The 15,320-nt window shown below is 64.7% G+C and carries 16 protein-coding genes; 5 read left to right on the forward strand and 11 right to left on the reverse strand.

Features of this window, described 5'->3' with window-relative positions:
• The first annotated feature begins 123 nt into the window (after window positions 1-123).
• From aptA to AC4HIX_RS19820, 5 genes are all read left to right on the forward strand, one after another.
• Entirely contained in the window at window positions 124-1,443 is a 1,320-nt protein-coding gene (aptA, locus tag AC4HIX_RS19800; RefSeq protein ID WP_490400256.1) for an omega-aminotransferase AptA, read from the forward strand.
• Window positions 1,444-1,503: 60 nt separating this feature from the next.
• Window positions 1,504-2,754, forward strand: coding sequence for a Zn-dependent hydrolase (locus tag AC4HIX_RS19805; protein ID WP_475053361.1), 1,251 nt, complete (start codon window positions 1,504-1,506; stop codon window positions 2,752-2,754).
• A 5-nt stretch (window positions 2,755-2,759) separates the two neighbouring features.
• Complete coding sequence (hydA, locus tag AC4HIX_RS19810; RefSeq protein WP_475053358.1) at window positions 2,760-4,220, forward strand: dihydropyrimidinase; 1,461 nt, start codon at window positions 2,760-2,762, stop codon at window positions 4,218-4,220.
• A gap of 95 nt (window positions 4,221-4,315) precedes the next feature.
• The gene (locus AC4HIX_RS19815) at window positions 4,316-5,806 is read left to right on the forward strand and encodes an NCS1 family nucleobase:cation symporter-1 (RefSeq protein ID WP_475053355.1); all 1,491 of its coding nucleotides are present in this window, start codon (window positions 4,316-4,318) and stop codon (window positions 5,804-5,806) included.
• A gap of 58 nt (window positions 5,807-5,864) precedes the next feature.
• The gene (locus AC4HIX_RS19820) at window positions 5,865-6,158 is read left to right on the forward strand and encodes a DUF1330 domain-containing protein (protein ID WP_475053352.1); all 294 of its coding nucleotides are present in this window, start codon (window positions 5,865-5,867) and stop codon (window positions 6,156-6,158) included.
• A 110-nt stretch (window positions 6,159-6,268) separates the two neighbouring features.
• On the opposite strand, the gene AC4HIX_RS19825 is transcribed toward AC4HIX_RS19820, so the two are convergent.
• The 11 genes from AC4HIX_RS19825 to AC4HIX_RS19875 all read right to left on the reverse strand — a co-directional run bounded on the left by AC4HIX_RS19825 (window position 6,269) and on the right by AC4HIX_RS19875 (window position 15,287).
• On the reverse strand, window positions 6,269-7,381 hold the full coding sequence (locus AC4HIX_RS19825; RefSeq protein ID WP_475053350.1) for an alpha-hydroxy acid oxidase: 1,113 nt from the start codon (window positions 7,379-7,381) through the stop codon (window positions 6,269-6,271).
• The gene (comE, locus tag AC4HIX_RS19830) at window positions 7,381-7,935 is read right to left on the reverse strand and encodes a sulfopyruvate decarboxylase subunit beta (protein ID WP_475053347.1); all 555 of its coding nucleotides are present in this window, start codon (window positions 7,933-7,935) and stop codon (window positions 7,381-7,383) included. The genes AC4HIX_RS19825 and comE overlap by 1 nt, the downstream gene beginning before the upstream one ends.
• The gene (gene comD / locus AC4HIX_RS19835) at window positions 7,932-8,438 is read right to left on the reverse strand and encodes a sulfopyruvate decarboxylase subunit alpha (RefSeq protein ID WP_475053345.1); all 507 of its coding nucleotides are present in this window, start codon (window positions 8,436-8,438) and stop codon (window positions 7,932-7,934) included. Before comD ends, comE begins: the two co-directional genes overlap by 4 nt.
• 37 nt (window positions 8,439-8,475) lie before the next feature.
• Window positions 8,476-8,886 carry a universal stress protein gene (locus AC4HIX_RS19840; protein WP_490400257.1) on the reverse strand — a complete coding sequence of 137 codons (411 nt, stop codon included), beginning with the start codon at window positions 8,884-8,886 and terminating at the stop codon, window positions 8,476-8,478.
• A 30-nt stretch (window positions 8,887-8,916) separates the two neighbouring features.
• A complete protein-coding gene (locus AC4HIX_RS19845; RefSeq protein ID WP_475053343.1) occupies window positions 8,917-9,897 on the reverse strand; it encodes an alcohol dehydrogenase catalytic domain-containing protein in 981 nt (326 codons plus the stop codon).
• Window positions 9,894-10,655 carry an SDR family NAD(P)-dependent oxidoreductase gene (locus AC4HIX_RS19850; RefSeq protein ID WP_475053340.1) on the reverse strand — a complete coding sequence of 254 codons (762 nt, stop codon included), beginning with the start codon at window positions 10,653-10,655 and terminating at the stop codon, window positions 9,894-9,896. The genes AC4HIX_RS19845 and AC4HIX_RS19850 overlap by 4 nt, the downstream gene beginning before the upstream one ends.
• Window positions 10,648-11,955 (reverse strand): histidinol dehydrogenase, encoded by a 1,308-nt coding sequence (gene hisD / locus AC4HIX_RS19855; protein ID WP_475053337.1) that lies wholly within the window; start codon window positions 11,953-11,955, stop codon window positions 10,648-10,650. Before hisD ends, AC4HIX_RS19850 begins: the two co-directional genes overlap by 8 nt.
• 12 nt (window positions 11,956-11,967) lie before the next feature.
• Window positions 11,968-13,296 (reverse strand): TRAP transporter large permease, encoded by a 1,329-nt coding sequence (locus AC4HIX_RS19860; protein ID WP_475053335.1) that lies wholly within the window; start codon window positions 13,294-13,296, stop codon window positions 11,968-11,970.
• A gap of 11 nt (window positions 13,297-13,307) precedes the next feature.
• Window positions 13,308-13,820, reverse strand: a complete 513-nt coding sequence (locus AC4HIX_RS19865; RefSeq protein WP_475053333.1) for a TRAP transporter small permease — start codon at window positions 13,818-13,820, stop codon at window positions 13,308-13,310.
• Window positions 13,821-13,932: 112 nt separating this feature from the next.
• Window positions 13,933-15,078 carry a TRAP transporter substrate-binding protein gene (locus tag AC4HIX_RS19870; RefSeq protein ID WP_475053331.1) on the reverse strand — a complete coding sequence of 382 codons (1,146 nt, stop codon included), beginning with the start codon at window positions 15,076-15,078 and terminating at the stop codon, window positions 13,933-13,935.
• A gap of 23 nt (window positions 15,079-15,101) precedes the next feature.
• Entirely contained in the window at window positions 15,102-15,287 is a 186-nt protein-coding gene (locus tag AC4HIX_RS19875) for a hypothetical protein (protein ID WP_475053329.1), read from the reverse strand.
• Between the last annotated feature and the right edge of the window lie 33 nt (window positions 15,288-15,320).

Here is a 15,320-nt window from a genome sequence, read left to right on the forward strand (position 1 = left end):
GCATCGAGAACCCCCTGTTCTTCAAGGAAAACACCCGCATGTTCTACGGCGATGCGAAGCAGAGCCTCGATACGCTGCTGAACCAGATTGCGGCCTGAACACTCTCAAGAAAAGGATTTGGATATGACCACTGATCCAAAACGCGCAAACGCCATGGACGCCTATTGGATGCCGTTCACGGCCAACCGGCAATTCAAGCAGTCGCCGCGCATGGTCGCCTCGGCCGAGGGCATGTATTACACCACCACGGACGGGCGGAAGGTGATGGATGGCACCGCGGGCCTGTGGTGCGTCAATGCAGGCCACGCCGCGCCGCGTATCACCGAGGCGGTGCAGAAGCAGGTCACCGAACTGGACTACGCGCCGGCCTTCCAGATGGGCCACCCCAAGGCGTTCGAGCTGGCCGCGCGGCTGGCGGATCTGGCGCCGGGCGATTTGAGCCATGTGTTCTTCACCAACTCCGGTTCGGAATCGGTGGAAACCGCGCTGAAGATCGCGCTGGCCTACCACAAGGCCAAGGGCGAGCCGGGCCGCACCCGGCTGATCGGCCGCGAGAAGGGCTACCACGGGGTCAATTTCGGCGGCATATCGGTCGGCGGCATCGTCAACAACCGCCGCCATTTCGGCAGCCTGCTGACCGGGGTTGACCACCTGCGCCACACCCATGATCCGGAGCGCAACGCCTTTACCAAGGGCCAGCCGGAGCATGGCGCGGAGCTGGCGGAGGATCTGGTGCGGCTGATCGAGCTGCACGGGGGTGAGACCATCGCCGCGGTGATCGTTGAGCCGATGGCGGGTTCCGCCGGGGTGATCCTGCCTCCGAAAGGGTACTTGCAGCGCCTGCGCGAGATCACCCGGGAGCACGGCATCCTGTTGATTTTCGACGAAGTGATCACCGCCTATGGCCGTCTGGGCCGCGCGTTTGGCGCCGACTACTATGGCGTCGAGCCGGACATGATCACCACCGCCAAGGGGCTTACCAACGGGGTGATCCCGATGGGCGCGGTGATGATCAGCAGCGAAATCCACGATGCCTTCATGACCGGCCCCGAGCATATGATCGAGCTGTTTCACGGCTATACCTACTCGGGCAACCCGGTGGCTTGCGCGGCGGCGCTGGCGGCGCTGGACACTTACCGCGAGGAGGAACTGTTCGAGCGTGCGGCGTCGCTGGAGGACTATTGGGCTGATGCGCTGTTCAGCCTCAAGGGGCTGCCGCATGTGAAGGACATCCGCTGCGCGGGCCTGGTCGGTGCGGTGGAGCTGGAGCCGGTGGCGGGCGTGCCGACCAAGCGGGCCTTCGACACCTACCTTCGCGCCTGGGACAAGGGCGCGCATGTGCGCACCACTGGCGATATCATCGCCATGTCGCCGCCGCTGATCATCGAAAAGAAAGAAATCGACGAGCTGATCGGCATTCTGGCCGAGTCGCTCATCGCGTAAGGGCCTGCCCCTGGCTTGCGCCCCAATGGCGCGGGGCAGGGGCGGAACAGGGAGAAAGACATGAAAGACGTGCAAAGCAACGCCCGCATCAACGGCAGCCGCCTGTGGGACACGCTGATGGAGATGGCGCAGAAAGGCCCCGGCCTGCGCGGCGGCTGCAACCGCCAGACGCTGACCGATGCCGACAAGGAAGGCCGTGACCTGTTCAAGCGCTGGTGCGAAGAGTCCGGCATGACGGTTGGCGTCGACAGCATGGGCAACATGTTTGCCCGGCTTGAAGGCGCGGAGCCGGATCTGGATCCGGTGATGATGGGCAGCCATCTGGACACCCAGCCCACGGGCGGCAAATACGATGGTGTCCTTGGCGTGCTGGCGGGGCTTGAGGTGGTGCGCTCGATCCGCGATCAGGGGCTGCGAACCCGCCGCCCGATCGTGGTGGTGAACTGGACTAACGAGGAGGGCACCCGCTTTGCCCCCGCGATGCTGTCCTCGGGTGTTTTTGCGGGCGTTCATACGCAGGACTGGGCCTATGCGCGCGAAGATGCGGAAGGCAAGAAATTCGGCGAGGAGCTGGCCCGCATCGGCTATGTCGGCGACGAGCCGGTGGGAAGCCGCAAGATGCACGCGATGTTCGAGCTGCATATCGAACAGGGTCCGATCCTCGAAGCCGAGGGCAAGGACATCGGCGTCGTCACTCATGGCCAGGGCCTGAACTGGCTTCAGGTGACGCTGTCAGGGCAGGAGGCGCACACCGGCTCCACCCCGATGCCGATGCGCCGTAACGCGGGCCTGGGCGCTGCGCGGATCACCGATCTGGTGCATGAGATCGCGATGAGCCACCAGCCCGACGCGGTCGGCGCCGTGGGTCACTGCGACTACTACCCTAACAGCCGCAACATCGTGCCGGGCAAGGTAGTCTTCACCATCGACTTCCGCTCGCCCAGCTTCGACACGCAAGCGGACATGGAGAAGCGCCTCCGCGAAGGTGCGGCGAAAATCGCCGAGGAGCTGGAACTTGGCCTGGAGATCGAGCAGGTTGGCCATTTCGATCCTGTCACCTTTGACGAGACCTGCGTCTCTGCCGTGCGCAGCGCCGCCGAAAAGCTGGGCTATTCGCACCGCAACATCATCTCCGGCGCCGGTCACGATGCCTGCTGGATCAACAAGGTTGCGCCTACCGCCATGGTGATGTGCCCCTGTGTCGATGGCCTCAGCCATAACGAGGATGAGGAAATCAGCCGTGAGTGGGCAGCGGCAGGGACGGATGTGCTGCTGCACGCCGTGCTGGAAACCGCAGAAGTCGTGGAGTGAAGACTATGACTGCAAGAACCGTGATCAAGGGCGGCACCATTGTGGCCGCCGACCGCAGCTATGCCGCCGATGTCGCCATCGAGGATGGCAAGATCGTGCAGATCGGCACCGGCCTGAACGGCGACAAGGTGCTGGACGCCGAGGGCTGCTATGTCATGCCCGGCGGCATCGACCCGCATGTGCATCTGGAGATGCCTTTCATGGGCACCCATTCGGCGGATGATTTCGAGTCCGGCACCCGCGCGGGCCTGGCCGGCGGCACCACCATGGTGGTGGACTTCTGCCTGCCCAGCCCCGGCCAGTCGATGCTGGAGGCGCTGGAGGCCTGGCGCGCCAAGTCGAAACGCGCCTGCGCCGATTATTCCTTCCACATGGCGGTGACCTGGTGGAGCGAGCAGGTGTTTGAGGAGATGCAGCAGGTCGTTGATCTGGGCATCAACTCCTTCAAGCACTTCATGGCCTACAAGGGCGCGCTGATGGTGGACGATGACGAGCTGTTTGACAGCTTCCGCCGCTGCGCCGCGCTCGGGGCGCTGCCGATGGTTCATGCGGAAAACGGCGATGTGGTGGCCACCATGCAGCAGAAACTGCTGGCCGACGGCATTCGCGGCCCCGAGGGCCACGGCCTGTCGCGCCCGCCCGAGGTCGAGGGCGAAGCCACCAACCGCGCCATCATGATCGCCGACATGGCGGGCGTGCCGCTCTACGTGGTGCACACCTCCTGCGAGCAGGCGCATGAGGCGATCCGCCGGGCGCGCCAGAAGGGCATGCGTGTCTTTGGCGAGCCGCTGATCCAGCATCTGGTGCTGGATGAGAGCGAATACCGCCATCCCAACTGGGACCACGCCGCGCAGCGGGTGATGTCGCCGCCGTTCCGCGACAAGGCGCATCAGGACAGCCTCTGGGCCGGCCTTCAGGCGGGTTCGCTGCAGGTGGTCGCCACCGACCACTGCGCTTTCACCGTGGATCAGAAACGCACCGGCATCGACGATTTCACCAAGATCCCGAACGGCACCGGCGGTCTGGAAGACCGGATGCCGGTCCTGTGGAGCGAGGGTGTCAACACCGGGCGGCTGACCCCGAACGAGTTTGTCGCCGTGACCTCCACCAACATCGCCAAGATCCTCAACATTTACCCGCGCAAGGGAGCGATCGTGGAAGGCTCCGACGCCGACCTGGTGGTGTGGGATCCGAAGAAAACCAAGACGATTTCGCCCGAGACCCAGCAGTCGGTGGTGGAATACAACGTCTTCGCGGGCCGTGAGGTGACCGGCCTGCCGCGCTATACCCTCAGCCGCGGCGAGGTGGCGGTGGACGACGGCACTGTCTGCGCCACCCCGGGGCACGGGCGGTTTGTCGAACGGCCCGCCTACCCTGAGGTCAACAAGGCGCTGTCCAAGTGGAAAGAGGTCACCGCGCCGCGCCAGGTTGTGCGCTCGGCTGAAAACATGCCGGCCTGCGTCTGATCATGGTCCCCGGCGCAGGCCGGGGACTTTTGCATGTGTTGCCTGCCGCAGAAGCAGGCAGCGAAAGAAGCCACATAACAGGGAGAAAACTCAAAATGGCTGAAATAACAAGCGGGTATTCCGCGCCCGGCGCCGAGGCGCCGCCGCGGGTGGATCTCACCGGGATCGACCCCGAACTATATAACGAGGACCAGCTGCCGACGACGGCGGCGGAACGCACCTGGGACTGGCTGGCAATTGCCGCGCTTTGGGTCGGCATGGTGGTCTGTATCCCGACCTACCTGCTGGCGTCCTACCTGATCGGTTCCGGCATGAGCTGGGATCAGGCGGTGCTGACCATTCTGGCGGCCAACGCCATCGTGCTGATCCCGATGGTGCTGGTGGGCCATGCCGGCACCAAATACGGGATTCCCTTCCCGGTGCTGCTGCGCTCCTCCTTCGGGCCGACCGGCGCCAAGATCCCGGCGGTGGCCCGCGGCGTCGTCGCCTGCGGCTGGTTCGGCATTCAGACCTGGGTCGGCGGCTCGGCGATCTTTGTGATCCTGAACACGCTGACTGGCGGCGCGCTGGCCGGTGAAGCACTGCCGGTGCTGGGCATCAGCGCGGGTGAGTTCATCTGCTTCCTCGCCTTCTGGGCGCTGCATCTCTACTTCATCGCCAACGGCACCGAGTCGATCCGCTGGCTGGAGACCTACGCAGCCCCGTTCCTGCTGGCGATGGGTCTGGCGCTGCTGGCTTGGGCCTATGTGAACGCAGGCGGCTTTGGCGAGATGCTGTCGACCCCCAGCGCCTTTGACCCGGGCCAGCCGCAGGAAGGCCAGTTCTGGGTTGTCTTCTGGCCGAGCCTGACCGGCATGATCGGTTTCTGGGCGACGCTGGCGCTGAACATCCCCGACTTCACCCGCCACGCCAAAAGCCAGAAGGACCAGCTGCTGGGCCAGATGGTCGGCCTGCCGATCCCGATGGCGCTGTTTGCCTTTATCGCCTCCGCCGTGACCTCGGCCACCGTGGTGATCTATGGCGAGGCGATCTGGGATCCGATCCAGCTGTCTGAGAAGATGGGCGGGTTCTCGGTGATCATCGCGCTGTTTGCGCTGATCGTGGCGACGCTGACCACCAACCTGGCGGCCAATGTGGTTGCGCCGGCGCACGGGTTCTCGAACCTGGCGCCGAGCAAGATCAACCTCAAGCGCGGCGGCTACATCACCGCGGGCATCGGCATCGCCATGTTCCCCTGGGTCCTGGTGAACCACATCATCGGCTGGCTGATCGCCTATTCGGCGCTGCTGGGTCCGATCGCCGGCGTGATGCTGGCGGATTACTACCTCTTGCGCAAGACCAAGCTGGAAGTGGCCGACCTGTTCAAGATGAACGGCATCTACTCCGGCAGCAACGGCACCAACTGGGCCGGTGTCTGGGCGCTGGTGATCGGCATCCTGCCGAACCTGCCGGGCTTCCTGGCCGGTGTCGGCATCACTGCGGGCACTTCGGACTTCTTTGCCACGATCTACACTTACGCTTGGTTCGTTGGCCTGTTCGTGGCCGGTGCCGCCTATCTGGTACTGTCGAAGATCCTGAACAAGTAACCTTTGGCCGGGGCGGTGCCTGCCGCCCCGGTTTCCCCTTCAGACAAGCGGAGCCCGCATGCCCAAAGCCTATTGGATTGCCCACGTCACCGTGACCAACCCCGACCCCTACAAGAACTACGCCGAAGGCGCGACGGAGGCGTTCAAGAAATTCGGCGCCCGCGTGCTTGCCCGCGGCGGCGCTTGCGAACAGATGGAGGGCGATGGCCATCCGCGCAACGTGGTGATCGAGTTCGACTCGATGGAAGCCGCGCTCAGCTGCTACAACTCGCCGGAATACCAGGCCGCCAAAGCGCACCGTGAGGGCGCCGGCATCGCCAATATCGTCATTGTCGAAGGCGCGCCCGGCTGAGCGGGCCTGCATTTGCACCGGTTGCTTGCCGCCCTGCGTTATGCGGGGGGGCGAGTTGCCGGTCAAAACTTTGTTTTTCTGAGGAAATCCTGCAGCCCGGCTGTATGCGGCTATGCTCGTGCCTTAAAATTGTCAGCTGACAATGACGTCAATCCGGTTTGCGCCATGGCGATGCTCAGCTCTTCGCTCAGCGCCTCCCACAGCTGTTCCAGCCCTGCCTCGCCCCTTGCGGCTATGGCAAATTGCAGGATCCGCCCAAGGAAGGTGAAGTCCGCCCCGGTTGACAGCGCCTTTAGCACGTCCTCGCCAGAGCGGATGCCGCTGTCGTAGAAAACCGGCACGTCCGGCCCTACCGCCGAACGGATTTTACTGAGCATCTCAATCGGGGCAGGCGCTGCTTCCAGCTGCCGGGCGCCGTGGCTGGAGACCTGGATCGCGTCCACGCCCGCAGCAACCAGCGTCTGCGCATCCGCGACGTCCAGCACGCCCTTTACCACCAGCTTGCCGGGCCAGAGATCACGCAGCCTTGCCAGCGTGTCCCAGGTGGCGCGCGCCCGGCTTTCGGTGCGGTCGAAGGCATAGCCCTCCATCTCGAAATTCGCCATTACCGGCTTGCCCTTCAGCAGGGTGGTCAGCGACCAGCGCGGGTGCAGGGCAAAATCGAGGAACTGCCACGGGCCAATGCGGAACGGCATTTTGAAGCCATGACGCAATTCGCGCGGGCGGCGGCCTACCTCCGGCACATCAACCGTCAGCACCAGCGTCTGATAGCCCGCCGCGCGGGCGCGCTCGGCCAACTTGAAGGTGCCAGAGCCGTCGCCGCTGAAATACAGCTGGAACCAGGCGTAACCCTCTGCCGCCTCCATGATGGTTTCCAAGGGGGTCGACGCAACGGTGGAAACTCCATGCGGCACCCGGTAGCGCGCCGCCAGCCGGGCCAGCATCAGATCGGCGCCCGGGGCCGACAGGTTGCACATGCCCATAGGGGCGATGCCAAAGGGCCGGTTTGCCTCGGCACCAAAAACCCGGACCGCCAGCGAGCGGCGGCTGACATCGCGCAGGATACGGGGCCGCAGGGTTATGGCATCCAGCGCGGCGCGGTTGCGCGCCGCCCCGGTTTCCTGCCCGGCGGCCCCGTCGATATAGTCAAACACCATCCAGGGCAGCCGCCGCCGGGCCAGGCGGCGGGCGTCCTCGGCCGAATGGATGGCGCCTGCGGCCATCAGCCGGCCACGGCCTTCATGAAGCGGTCGCGGATCACCACCGGGTCCATCGTGATCACCGGCATCTTGGCGTTGCCGCTGTCGCATTTGACCACCAGCACAGTGGCTTCACCGCTGGCCAGGGCCTCTTCCAGGGCAGGGCCGGTGTCCTTGTCCTGCACCTCCACCACCCGGGCGCAGCCGGCGGCGCGGGCCATGGCGGCGAGATCGGTGCGCTGGCTGGTGTAGGTCGGCTGGTCGCCGGTGGAGCCATAGGACCCGTTGTCGACGATCATCAGGATGTAGTTGGAGGGCGCGTTGTTGCCGATGGTGGGCAAGGTGCCGAGGTTGGTGAGGATCGAGCCGTCACCGTCGATCACGATCACCGGTTTCGGCTGCGCCAGCGCCAGCCCAAGCCCGATGGAGGAGGCAAGCCCCATGGTGCCCAGCATGTAGAAATTGGTGGGCTGGTCGTCGATTGCGTGCAGCTCCTGTGACGGAATGCCGATGTTGCAGACCACCAGTTCATTGCGCAGGATGGGCGCGATCTCTTTCAGGATTTCGGAACGGATCATTGGTCGCCATAGCCTCCCCAGAAGTTGGCGTCAGTTAGGATGGCAACGGGCTTGTTGCACATGAAGGTGTATTTCAGGATGTTGTCGAATTCCTCCACATCCTTCTGCCAATGGAAGTGGTAGGTCGGGATGTTGAGCTGGGCCAGGAGCGCCTTGGTATGCACCGCCATTTCCACTTGGCAGGCCACCGGCTCGCGCAGTTCGCCGCGATAGGAGATCAGCATCGGAAGCGGCATCCGGTAGTACTGGATCAGCGTCGCCAGCGTGTTGATGGTGACGCCTATGGCGGTGTTCTGCATGATGATGGCCGGGCGCTTGCCGCCCATCCAGGCGCCGGCGCACAGGCCCATGCCCTCGTCCTCTTTGTTGGAGGGGATATGGAAAATGTCGTCGCGCTGATCGATCTCCTCGATCACGCCGGCCAGCTGCTTGCAGGGCACGGTCGTGACGAAGGAGACGCCGTTGGCCGCCAGATCGTCAGCGATCCTCTTGTCGATATTCATGGTCGGTTGCCTTTGCTTCGGGGGTCTTGTTTCGGGGTCAGGAGGTGCGGCAGACATGCACCGCGCAAGGCGCGTGGCGGACCACGCGGGCGGCTGTCGAACCGAGGAAAAAGTCGCTGAGCCCCGGTTTGTGGGAGCCGACGATGATGCAGTCCATGCCGTGCTGTTCGGCGTATTCGACAATGGCGCGGTAGGACCGGCCCTTGACGATCTCTGCCGTGACATTGCCGTGGCCTGCGGTTTTTTCGGCCAGCGCCTCGCGGGCTTTGTCGTAGCCTTCGCGCACGGTGTCTTCGTCAAGGTAGGCGGTGACAGAGCTGTGCGGCGGCTCGTAGACATGCAGCGCGGTGATGTGTCCGCCGGGGTTGCACAGGGTGGCGGCGGCCTTCAGCGTTGTTCCGGACACCCCGTGATCCAGGGCCATGGGAACCAGGATATTGTCATACATGGTTGCTCTCCGTTTGTTTGGGGCGCGGGCTCAGGCCCAGGGGTCGAGGATGATCTTGGGCGCCGCCACCGCACCGCTGCGCAGGTCGCGGAAGGCGGCGGCGCCGTCCGACAGCGGCCGTGTTTCCGGCCAGTCCAGCGGGCCGAGGCGGCCGTCAAAAATGGCCTGCGCGGTGTCGCGGAAGTCCTGCGCGGTATAGGTGTAGGTGCCGATGAAGGTGATCTCCTGCAGGGTCATGCGGCGGATATCCAAACCGCCGGTGTCCTCGCCCAGACCGACATGGGCAATCACCCCGCCCGGCGCAGCGGTTGCTGAGGCGGCGGCGCGGGTGGCGGCATAGCCCACGGCGTCGATCACCAGCGGCACCATGCCCTGGAACTCGGGAACGGCTTTCTGGCCGCAGCGGTCTGCCAGAAAGGCCCGGCGCGCGGTGTTGGGTTCCTGGATCGTGACGTCCTCCACCCCCATCGCGCGCAGAGCCAGCGCGGCCGCCAGCCCGATGGCACCGCCGCCGATCACCAGCGCGCGGCGCTCCATCGCCGGATGCAGCGCCTCCAGCGCCAGCCGGGCGGCGTGCCAGCTGACCGCCAGCGGCTCGGCCAGGGCGGCCTTTGCCAGCGGCACATCTTCGGGCACCGTCACCAGGTTGCGCTCCGGCATCGCCACGAACTGGGCAAAGGCGCCCTCGCGCGGGGGCATGGAGATGATTTGGCGGCTGGCGCAGAGGTTTTCGCGCCCTGATGTGCAGGCGGCGCAGCTGCCGCAGGTGACAAGCGGGTTGATGGTGACCCGGCGGCCCGCCTGCGGTCCGTCCTCGATCACCCCCGCGGCCTCGTGCCCCAGGATCAGCGGTGCGGGCCGGCGGCTGTCGTGGCCCAGGTAGGCGTGCATGTCCGAGCCGCAGATGCCGGAGGCCTGGATACGGATCAGATGCTCGCCGTCGCGGCCCGCCGCCATCGGCACGTCGCGGAACGCCAGCGTCTCAACCCCTTCATAAACCAAGGCTTTCATTTCGCCGTGAACCCTCCATCAACCATCAGGATTTGCCCGGTGACATAGGCCGACGCCTCGGAGCACAGGAACAGAAGCGGCCCGTCGATATCCTCCAGCCGGCCGTTGCGGCCGATGCAGGTCTGCGCGGCATTGCGGGCGGCGCGGGCCTCATCCCCGAACACCGCCTGGGTCAGCTCGGTCGGGAAGAAGCCCGGTCCGATGGCATTGGCGGTGATGCCAAAGGGCGACCAGGCCTCTGCCATGGCGCGGGTCAGCTGGCCTATGCCGCCCTTGCTGGCGCCATAGGCGATGCCGCCGGGGAAGGCGCGGGTGGTCTGGAGGGAGGCGAAATTGACGATCCGCCCCCAGCCCCGCTCCTTCATCGCAGGCACCAGAGCCTGGCTGAGGAAGAAGGGCGCCGAGAGGTTTAGCGCCAGGGTCTGGTCCCAGCCCTCGGCGGTGACCTCATCGGCGGGTTGCCGGGTGTTGACGCCGGCCGCGTGGATCACGATGTCCGGCGCCCCGAAGGGAGCCGCGACAGCCGCCCGCAGCGCATCCAGCGCGCTGCGGTCCGCCACATCTGCCGCAACGGAGGCCGCATTCGATCCGATCTCCGCGCAGAGGCTTTCCAAGGCTTCTGCCCGGCGGGCCACCGCCACCACTTGCGCCCCGGCAGCGGCCAGCGCGATGGCCGCCCGCCGCCCCAGGCCAGAACTGGCGCCGGTGATGCAGGCGGTCCGGCCTGTCAGATCGAACAGGGTGCGCGGGTCAGCCATTGGCGGTCAGGTCAAAGGTTTCATCCGGGAAATACTTGGCCAGCCGCACGTCCGCGGCGCGGGCGTGGCCCTCCATCCCCTCCAGCCGGGCAATGCGGGCCGTGGCCTCCGCCACCGGCTTGGAGCCTTCACGGGTGGCGCGCTGCCAAGTGACGATTTTCATGTACTTGTGGACACTGAGCCCGCCGGTATAGCTGGCCGCGCGCGAGGTCGGCAGCACGTGGTTGGTGCCCGCCGCCTTGTCGCCGTAGGAAACCGTGGTCTCCTCGCCCAGGAACAGTGAGCCGTAGCAGGTGAGCCGCTCCAGCCACCAGTCCAGATCCTCTGCCTGCACGGTCAGATGCTCGGGCGCGTATTCGTCGGAACAGGCCGCCATATCCTCGCGGTCCGGACACAGGATCACCTCGGCATAGTCGCGCCAGGCGGCGGTGGCGTTCTCGCGGTTCACTTCGGGCAGGTCGTTGATGTAATCCGGCACCCGCCGCATCACCTCTTCGGCCAGGGCGCGGTCGTTGGTCACCAGCCAGACCGGCGAGTTGTAGCCATGCTCTGCCTGGCTCACCAGATCGGTGGCGACGATATGGGCATCCGCCGTGCTGTCGGCCAGGATCAGGCTGTCGGTGGGGCCTGCGATCATGTCGATGCCGACGCGGCCGAACAGGATGCGCTTGGCCTCCGCCACGAACTGGTTGCCGGGGCCGACCAGGATGTTGGCCTTGGGCAGGCCAAAGAGGCCAAAGGTCATCGCCGCGACCCCCTGCACGCCGCCCATCGCCATGATCTTGTCAGCGCCGCAGATATGGGCGGCATAGACGATGGCAGGGGCCACGCCGGTATCCGGGCGCGGCGGCGAGCAGGCGGTGATGTGTTTGCAGCCTGCCACCTTGGCGGTGGTCACGGTCATGATGGCGCTGGCGATATGGCTGTAGCGCCCGCCCGGCACGTAGCAGCCCGCCGCATCCACGGGGATTACCTTTTGCCCGGTGATGAAGCCGGGGGAGATTTCGGTTTCCACGTTCTGCATCGTGCTCTTCTGCAATTCGGCAAAGCGGCGCACATTGTCATGGGAAAACCGGATATCGGCCTTGAGCTTCTCCGGCACCAGGGCGCAGGCGGCTTCGATCTCCTCCGCCGTCAGCAGCACGTTGCCTTCGTAACGGTCGAACTTGGCGGCATATTCCAGTGCCTTGGCATCGCCGCCGGCCTCGATGTCGTCCAGGATGCCCTGCACGATCTTGTGGGTCTCAGAGGCATCCGACTTGGGGGTCAGGGCAGCCTTTTTCAGGTATTCTCGGGTCATTTTCAGGGGGTCCTACTTGTAGATATCAGGAAGCAGCGTGGTCGAGATCGGCGGGAAGTAGGCGATCAGCAGCACCACGATCAGCATGGTCAGCACGAAGGGCACGGCACGGGCGGCGATCTTGAGAATGGACTCGCCGGTGATGCCGGAGACGACGAACAGGTTCAGGCCCAGCGGCGGGGTGATGAAGCCCACGCCCAAAGCGGTGATCATCATGATGCAGAACTGGATTTCGTTCATGCCGATGTTGTCCGCGAGCGGCTTCAGGATCGGCGCCAGGATCACGATGTTGGGCGTCGTTTCCATCACGCAGCCCGCGGCGATCAGGATGCAGATCATCAACAGGATCAGCATCGCCGGATCATCGGTCAGCCCGGTCACCGCGGTCACAAACCCCTGCGGCACACCCATGATGGCCAGCGCCTCTGCCAGCGGGGCGGAGAAGGCGATGATCGGCAGGATCACCCCGTTCACCTTGGCAGAACTGACCAGCATCGCCGGGAAATCCGACAGTTTCAGCGTGCCGAGCAAGAAGCCCATCAGGATGGTGACGACCACGGCAGTGGCGCCGGCTTCGGTCGGGGTCAAGCGGCCGGAGAAAATACCGTAGAAGATGATGCCCGGCACGATGAAGGCATACCAGCCGGATTTCAGCGAGTGGCCCAGGTTGCCCAGCCATTCGCCCAGACCCATGTTGCCGCCGGTCTCATAGGTATAAAGGCGGTTCATGATGATGTTGGTGATCAGGATCGACACCAGGATCGCAAGGCCCGGGATCAGCGCCGCCAGAAACAGGGTGGAGGCGGAGATGCCCAGCACCAGGCCGATGATGATATAGGCGATGGAGGGCGGGATCAGGATGCCGGTGCAGGCGCCCGCCGCCACCAGTGCGCAGGCATAGGGGCGGGGATAGCCGCTTTCGACGAGCCGGTTGATGGTCATCCGGCCCACAGCGGCGGCACCGGCGGCGTCAGAGCCGGAGATTGCCGCGAACATGCCGCAGACCAGCACCGTGGCGGAGCCGAAGCCGCCGCGCGTCCAGCACGTCAGTGCCTCGGCCACATCCAGGAATTTCTTGCTGAGCCCGGTGCGCACCAGCACGTCGCCGGTCAGGATGAAAAGCGGCACCGCAGTCAGCGCAAAGGCGTCGATACCGGTAAACAGGCTTTCGCCGATAGCGCTGAGCGGCAGGTCGCCCGACATCACCAGCATGGTGATGGCTGCTGCGCCGATGGCGGCCCAGACCGGCACCGCCAGCGCGATCAGCGCCACGAACATGATCACTGGCAGGTAGAAGTCCCAGCCCAGCTCGACCGTCTGATTGAGTGAATTCCACAGCATCCCTCAGCCCCTCAATCAAACAGCTTGTCGCCTTCAAAGACGGGTGTGCCGTCGCGAAGGCTGCGGTAATCGCGCAGGAAGGATTGCAGCAGGCGCCAGATCATCAGGGCAAAGCCCGCGGGCACCGCCATCAGGAACCACACCATCGAAATCCGCAGCCCGTGGCTGACCGATCCGAACTTGGCGGAGACCAGCACCGTCTCGAACGACCAGTAAAGCGCCACCAGCGCGACGATGAACATCACCAGGTCGCCGAAGATGTAGAGCAGCGCCTTGGGCCGGGGGCCGAGGTAGTGCATCAGCACATCAATGCGGATATGCGCGCGTTCCTTGACCGCAGCTGCGGCGCCGATCCAGGCCAGGTAGATGAAGGAATAGCGGACGATCTCCTCGCCCCAGATCGAGGAGAAAGCAAACAGCTCCCGCCGGATCACCTCGATCGCCATGGTGATGACCAGCATCACGTAGAAGGTCAACAGCAGCCAGCGCTCCGCGTTCTTGTCTATCGTTCGCAGGATTTCCATCGCTGTTCCCGGTGTTCAGGCACACCCCCGCAGTCAGCCCGGCGGGCTGCTGCAGAAGCGGCGGTTTCGGTAGCGGGCGGCCGCCGGTGTCCGGCGCGCGCCCCTGCGGCGGTCAGGCGTCGTGGACGAAGTATTTGCCTTGGGTGCCTGCGGCCTCCTCCAGCTTGGCGAAATTGTCCATCGACCCGGCCAGCTCAGTCTTGAAGGAATCCCATTCGCTGCGCTGGTAGCCGCCTGCGTCTTTCCACTCTGCCAGCTGGTCATCGCTCAGCGAGTGGAATTCGACGCCTGCCTTGGTCAGTTCCGCCATTGCATAGGCGCGGGCGGAGGGCACCTTGGACAGGTTCTGATGCGCGGTCATTTCCGAGCCCCACATCACGCCGTCCTGCACATCGGCGGGCAGCGCGTTGAACCATTCCAGGTTGCAGGAATAGACTTGGCTGTCCGGCACCGCCTGAGTGAAGGTCACATGGCTGAGGATGTCTTTGAACCCAAAGACATAAAGCGCGCCGACCGACGGGTCGAGAGCATCTGCCACCCCTTGTTTGATCGCCGAGGGAGTCTCGCCCCAGGCGACCGGCGTGGGGTTGGCGCCGACCATGCGGTAATACTGCTGCAGCATTTTCGATCCCGGTACCCGGAATTTCACACCCGCCATATCGCCCGGCGCCATTACCGCGTTGCCGCCCTTGCGCACGGCCACAACACGGGGGTCGATGTTCACATAAAACAGCGCCTTGAAACCGGCAGCCTCGACCTTGGGGTGGACCTCGGCCTTCCAGAAGTCAGAAGTCACCAGATTGGTGAAACGCTGGTTGGAGCCGCAGAGGTAGGGCATGTTGATCAGATCAACGGTGGAGGCGAAGGGCGCGAAATTCGACAGCGAATGCTGCGCCGCCTGAATGGTCCCGCCTTGAACTTTCTGCACCAGCGCGCCGCCCGCGCCCAGCTGGCCGCCGGGGGCCAGCTTGACGTAGATCTTGCCGTTGGTGGCGTTCTGGATGTTTTCCTTCAGGTCCAGCTGCATGATCGGATAGCTGCGCGACGCGCCCAGCACGTAGGCGGTGGCAACGGTCATGATATGCTCCGCCGCACGCTCGCGCTCTTTCTCCTCCTTGGCGGTCTGCGCGGCGGCCTCCGACGACCACAGGACACCGCCTGCACCCGCCACCAGCGCCGCGGTGAAGGAGCCGGTCGAAGCCAGTTTCAGAAAATTGCGGCGCTCAGCAGATTTGAGGCCATCCTTGTCAGTCGTCATCGTCTTCCTCCCTTGGAAATCCGTCAGCTGCCGCTCTTTTTCTTGTGGTCAGCCTCCCGCTTGAGGATCGCGGCCACGAACAGGACCGACGCCGCAAACAGAACCAGCATCTCTCCCACATCGCTCAGAAAGCCGCCGCCGCCGAATGCGCCCAGGGCAACATTGGCAAAAAACACGGCAAAGACGGCAACGGCAGCGAAGAGAAACATCGTTAGATCCCGTTTTCTGATCCCAACACTATT

The sequence above is a fragment of the Leisingera sp. genome (assembly GCF_982940295.1).

Coding starts and splice junctions, on each gene's coding strand:
- aptA (WP_490400256.1), top strand. CDS start 124: ATGACCACTGATCCAAAACGCGCAAACGCCATGGACGCCTATTGGATG.
- AC4HIX_RS19805 (WP_475053361.1), top strand. CDS start 1,504: ATGAAAGACGTGCAAAGCAACGCCCGCATCAACGGCAGCCGCCTGTGG.
- hydA (WP_475053358.1), top strand. CDS start 2,760: ATGACTGCAAGAACCGTGATCAAGGGCGGCACCATTGTGGCCGCCGAC.
- AC4HIX_RS19815 (WP_475053355.1), top strand. CDS start 4,316: ATGGCTGAAATAACAAGCGGGTATTCCGCGCCCGGCGCCGAGGCGCCG.
- AC4HIX_RS19820 (WP_475053352.1), top strand. CDS start 5,865: ATGCCCAAAGCCTATTGGATTGCCCACGTCACCGTGACCAACCCCGAC.
- AC4HIX_RS19825 (WP_475053350.1), bottom strand. CDS start 7,381: ATGGCCGCAGGCGCCATCCATTCGGCCGAGGACGCCCGCCGCCTGGCC.
- comE (WP_475053347.1), bottom strand. CDS start 7,935: ATGATCCGTTCCGAAATCCTGAAAGAGATCGCGCCCATCCTGCGCAAT.
- comD (WP_475053345.1), bottom strand. CDS start 8,438: ATGAATATCGACAAGAGGATCGCTGACGATCTGGCGGCCAACGGCGTC.
- AC4HIX_RS19840 (WP_490400257.1), bottom strand. CDS start 8,886: ATGTATGACAATATCCTGGTTCCCATGGCCCTGGATCACGGGGTGTCC.
- AC4HIX_RS19845 (WP_475053343.1), bottom strand. CDS start 9,897: ATGAAAGCCTTGGTTTATGAAGGGGTTGAGACGCTGGCGTTCCGCGAC.
- AC4HIX_RS19850 (WP_475053340.1), bottom strand. CDS start 10,655: ATGGCTGACCCGCGCACCCTGTTCGATCTGACAGGCCGGACCGCCTGC.
- hisD (WP_475053337.1), bottom strand. CDS start 11,955: ATGACCCGAGAATACCTGAAAAAGGCTGCCCTGACCCCCAAGTCGGAT.
- AC4HIX_RS19860 (WP_475053335.1), bottom strand. CDS start 13,296: ATGCTGTGGAATTCACTCAATCAGACGGTCGAGCTGGGCTGGGACTTC.
- AC4HIX_RS19865 (WP_475053333.1), bottom strand. CDS start 13,820: ATGGAAATCCTGCGAACGATAGACAAGAACGCGGAGCGCTGGCTGCTG.
- AC4HIX_RS19870 (WP_475053331.1), bottom strand. CDS start 15,078: ATGACGACTGACAAGGATGGCCTCAAATCTGCTGAGCGCCGCAATTTT.
- AC4HIX_RS19875 (WP_475053329.1), bottom strand. CDS start 15,287: ATGTTTCTCTTCGCTGCCGTTGCCGTCTTTGCCGTGTTTTTTGCCAAT.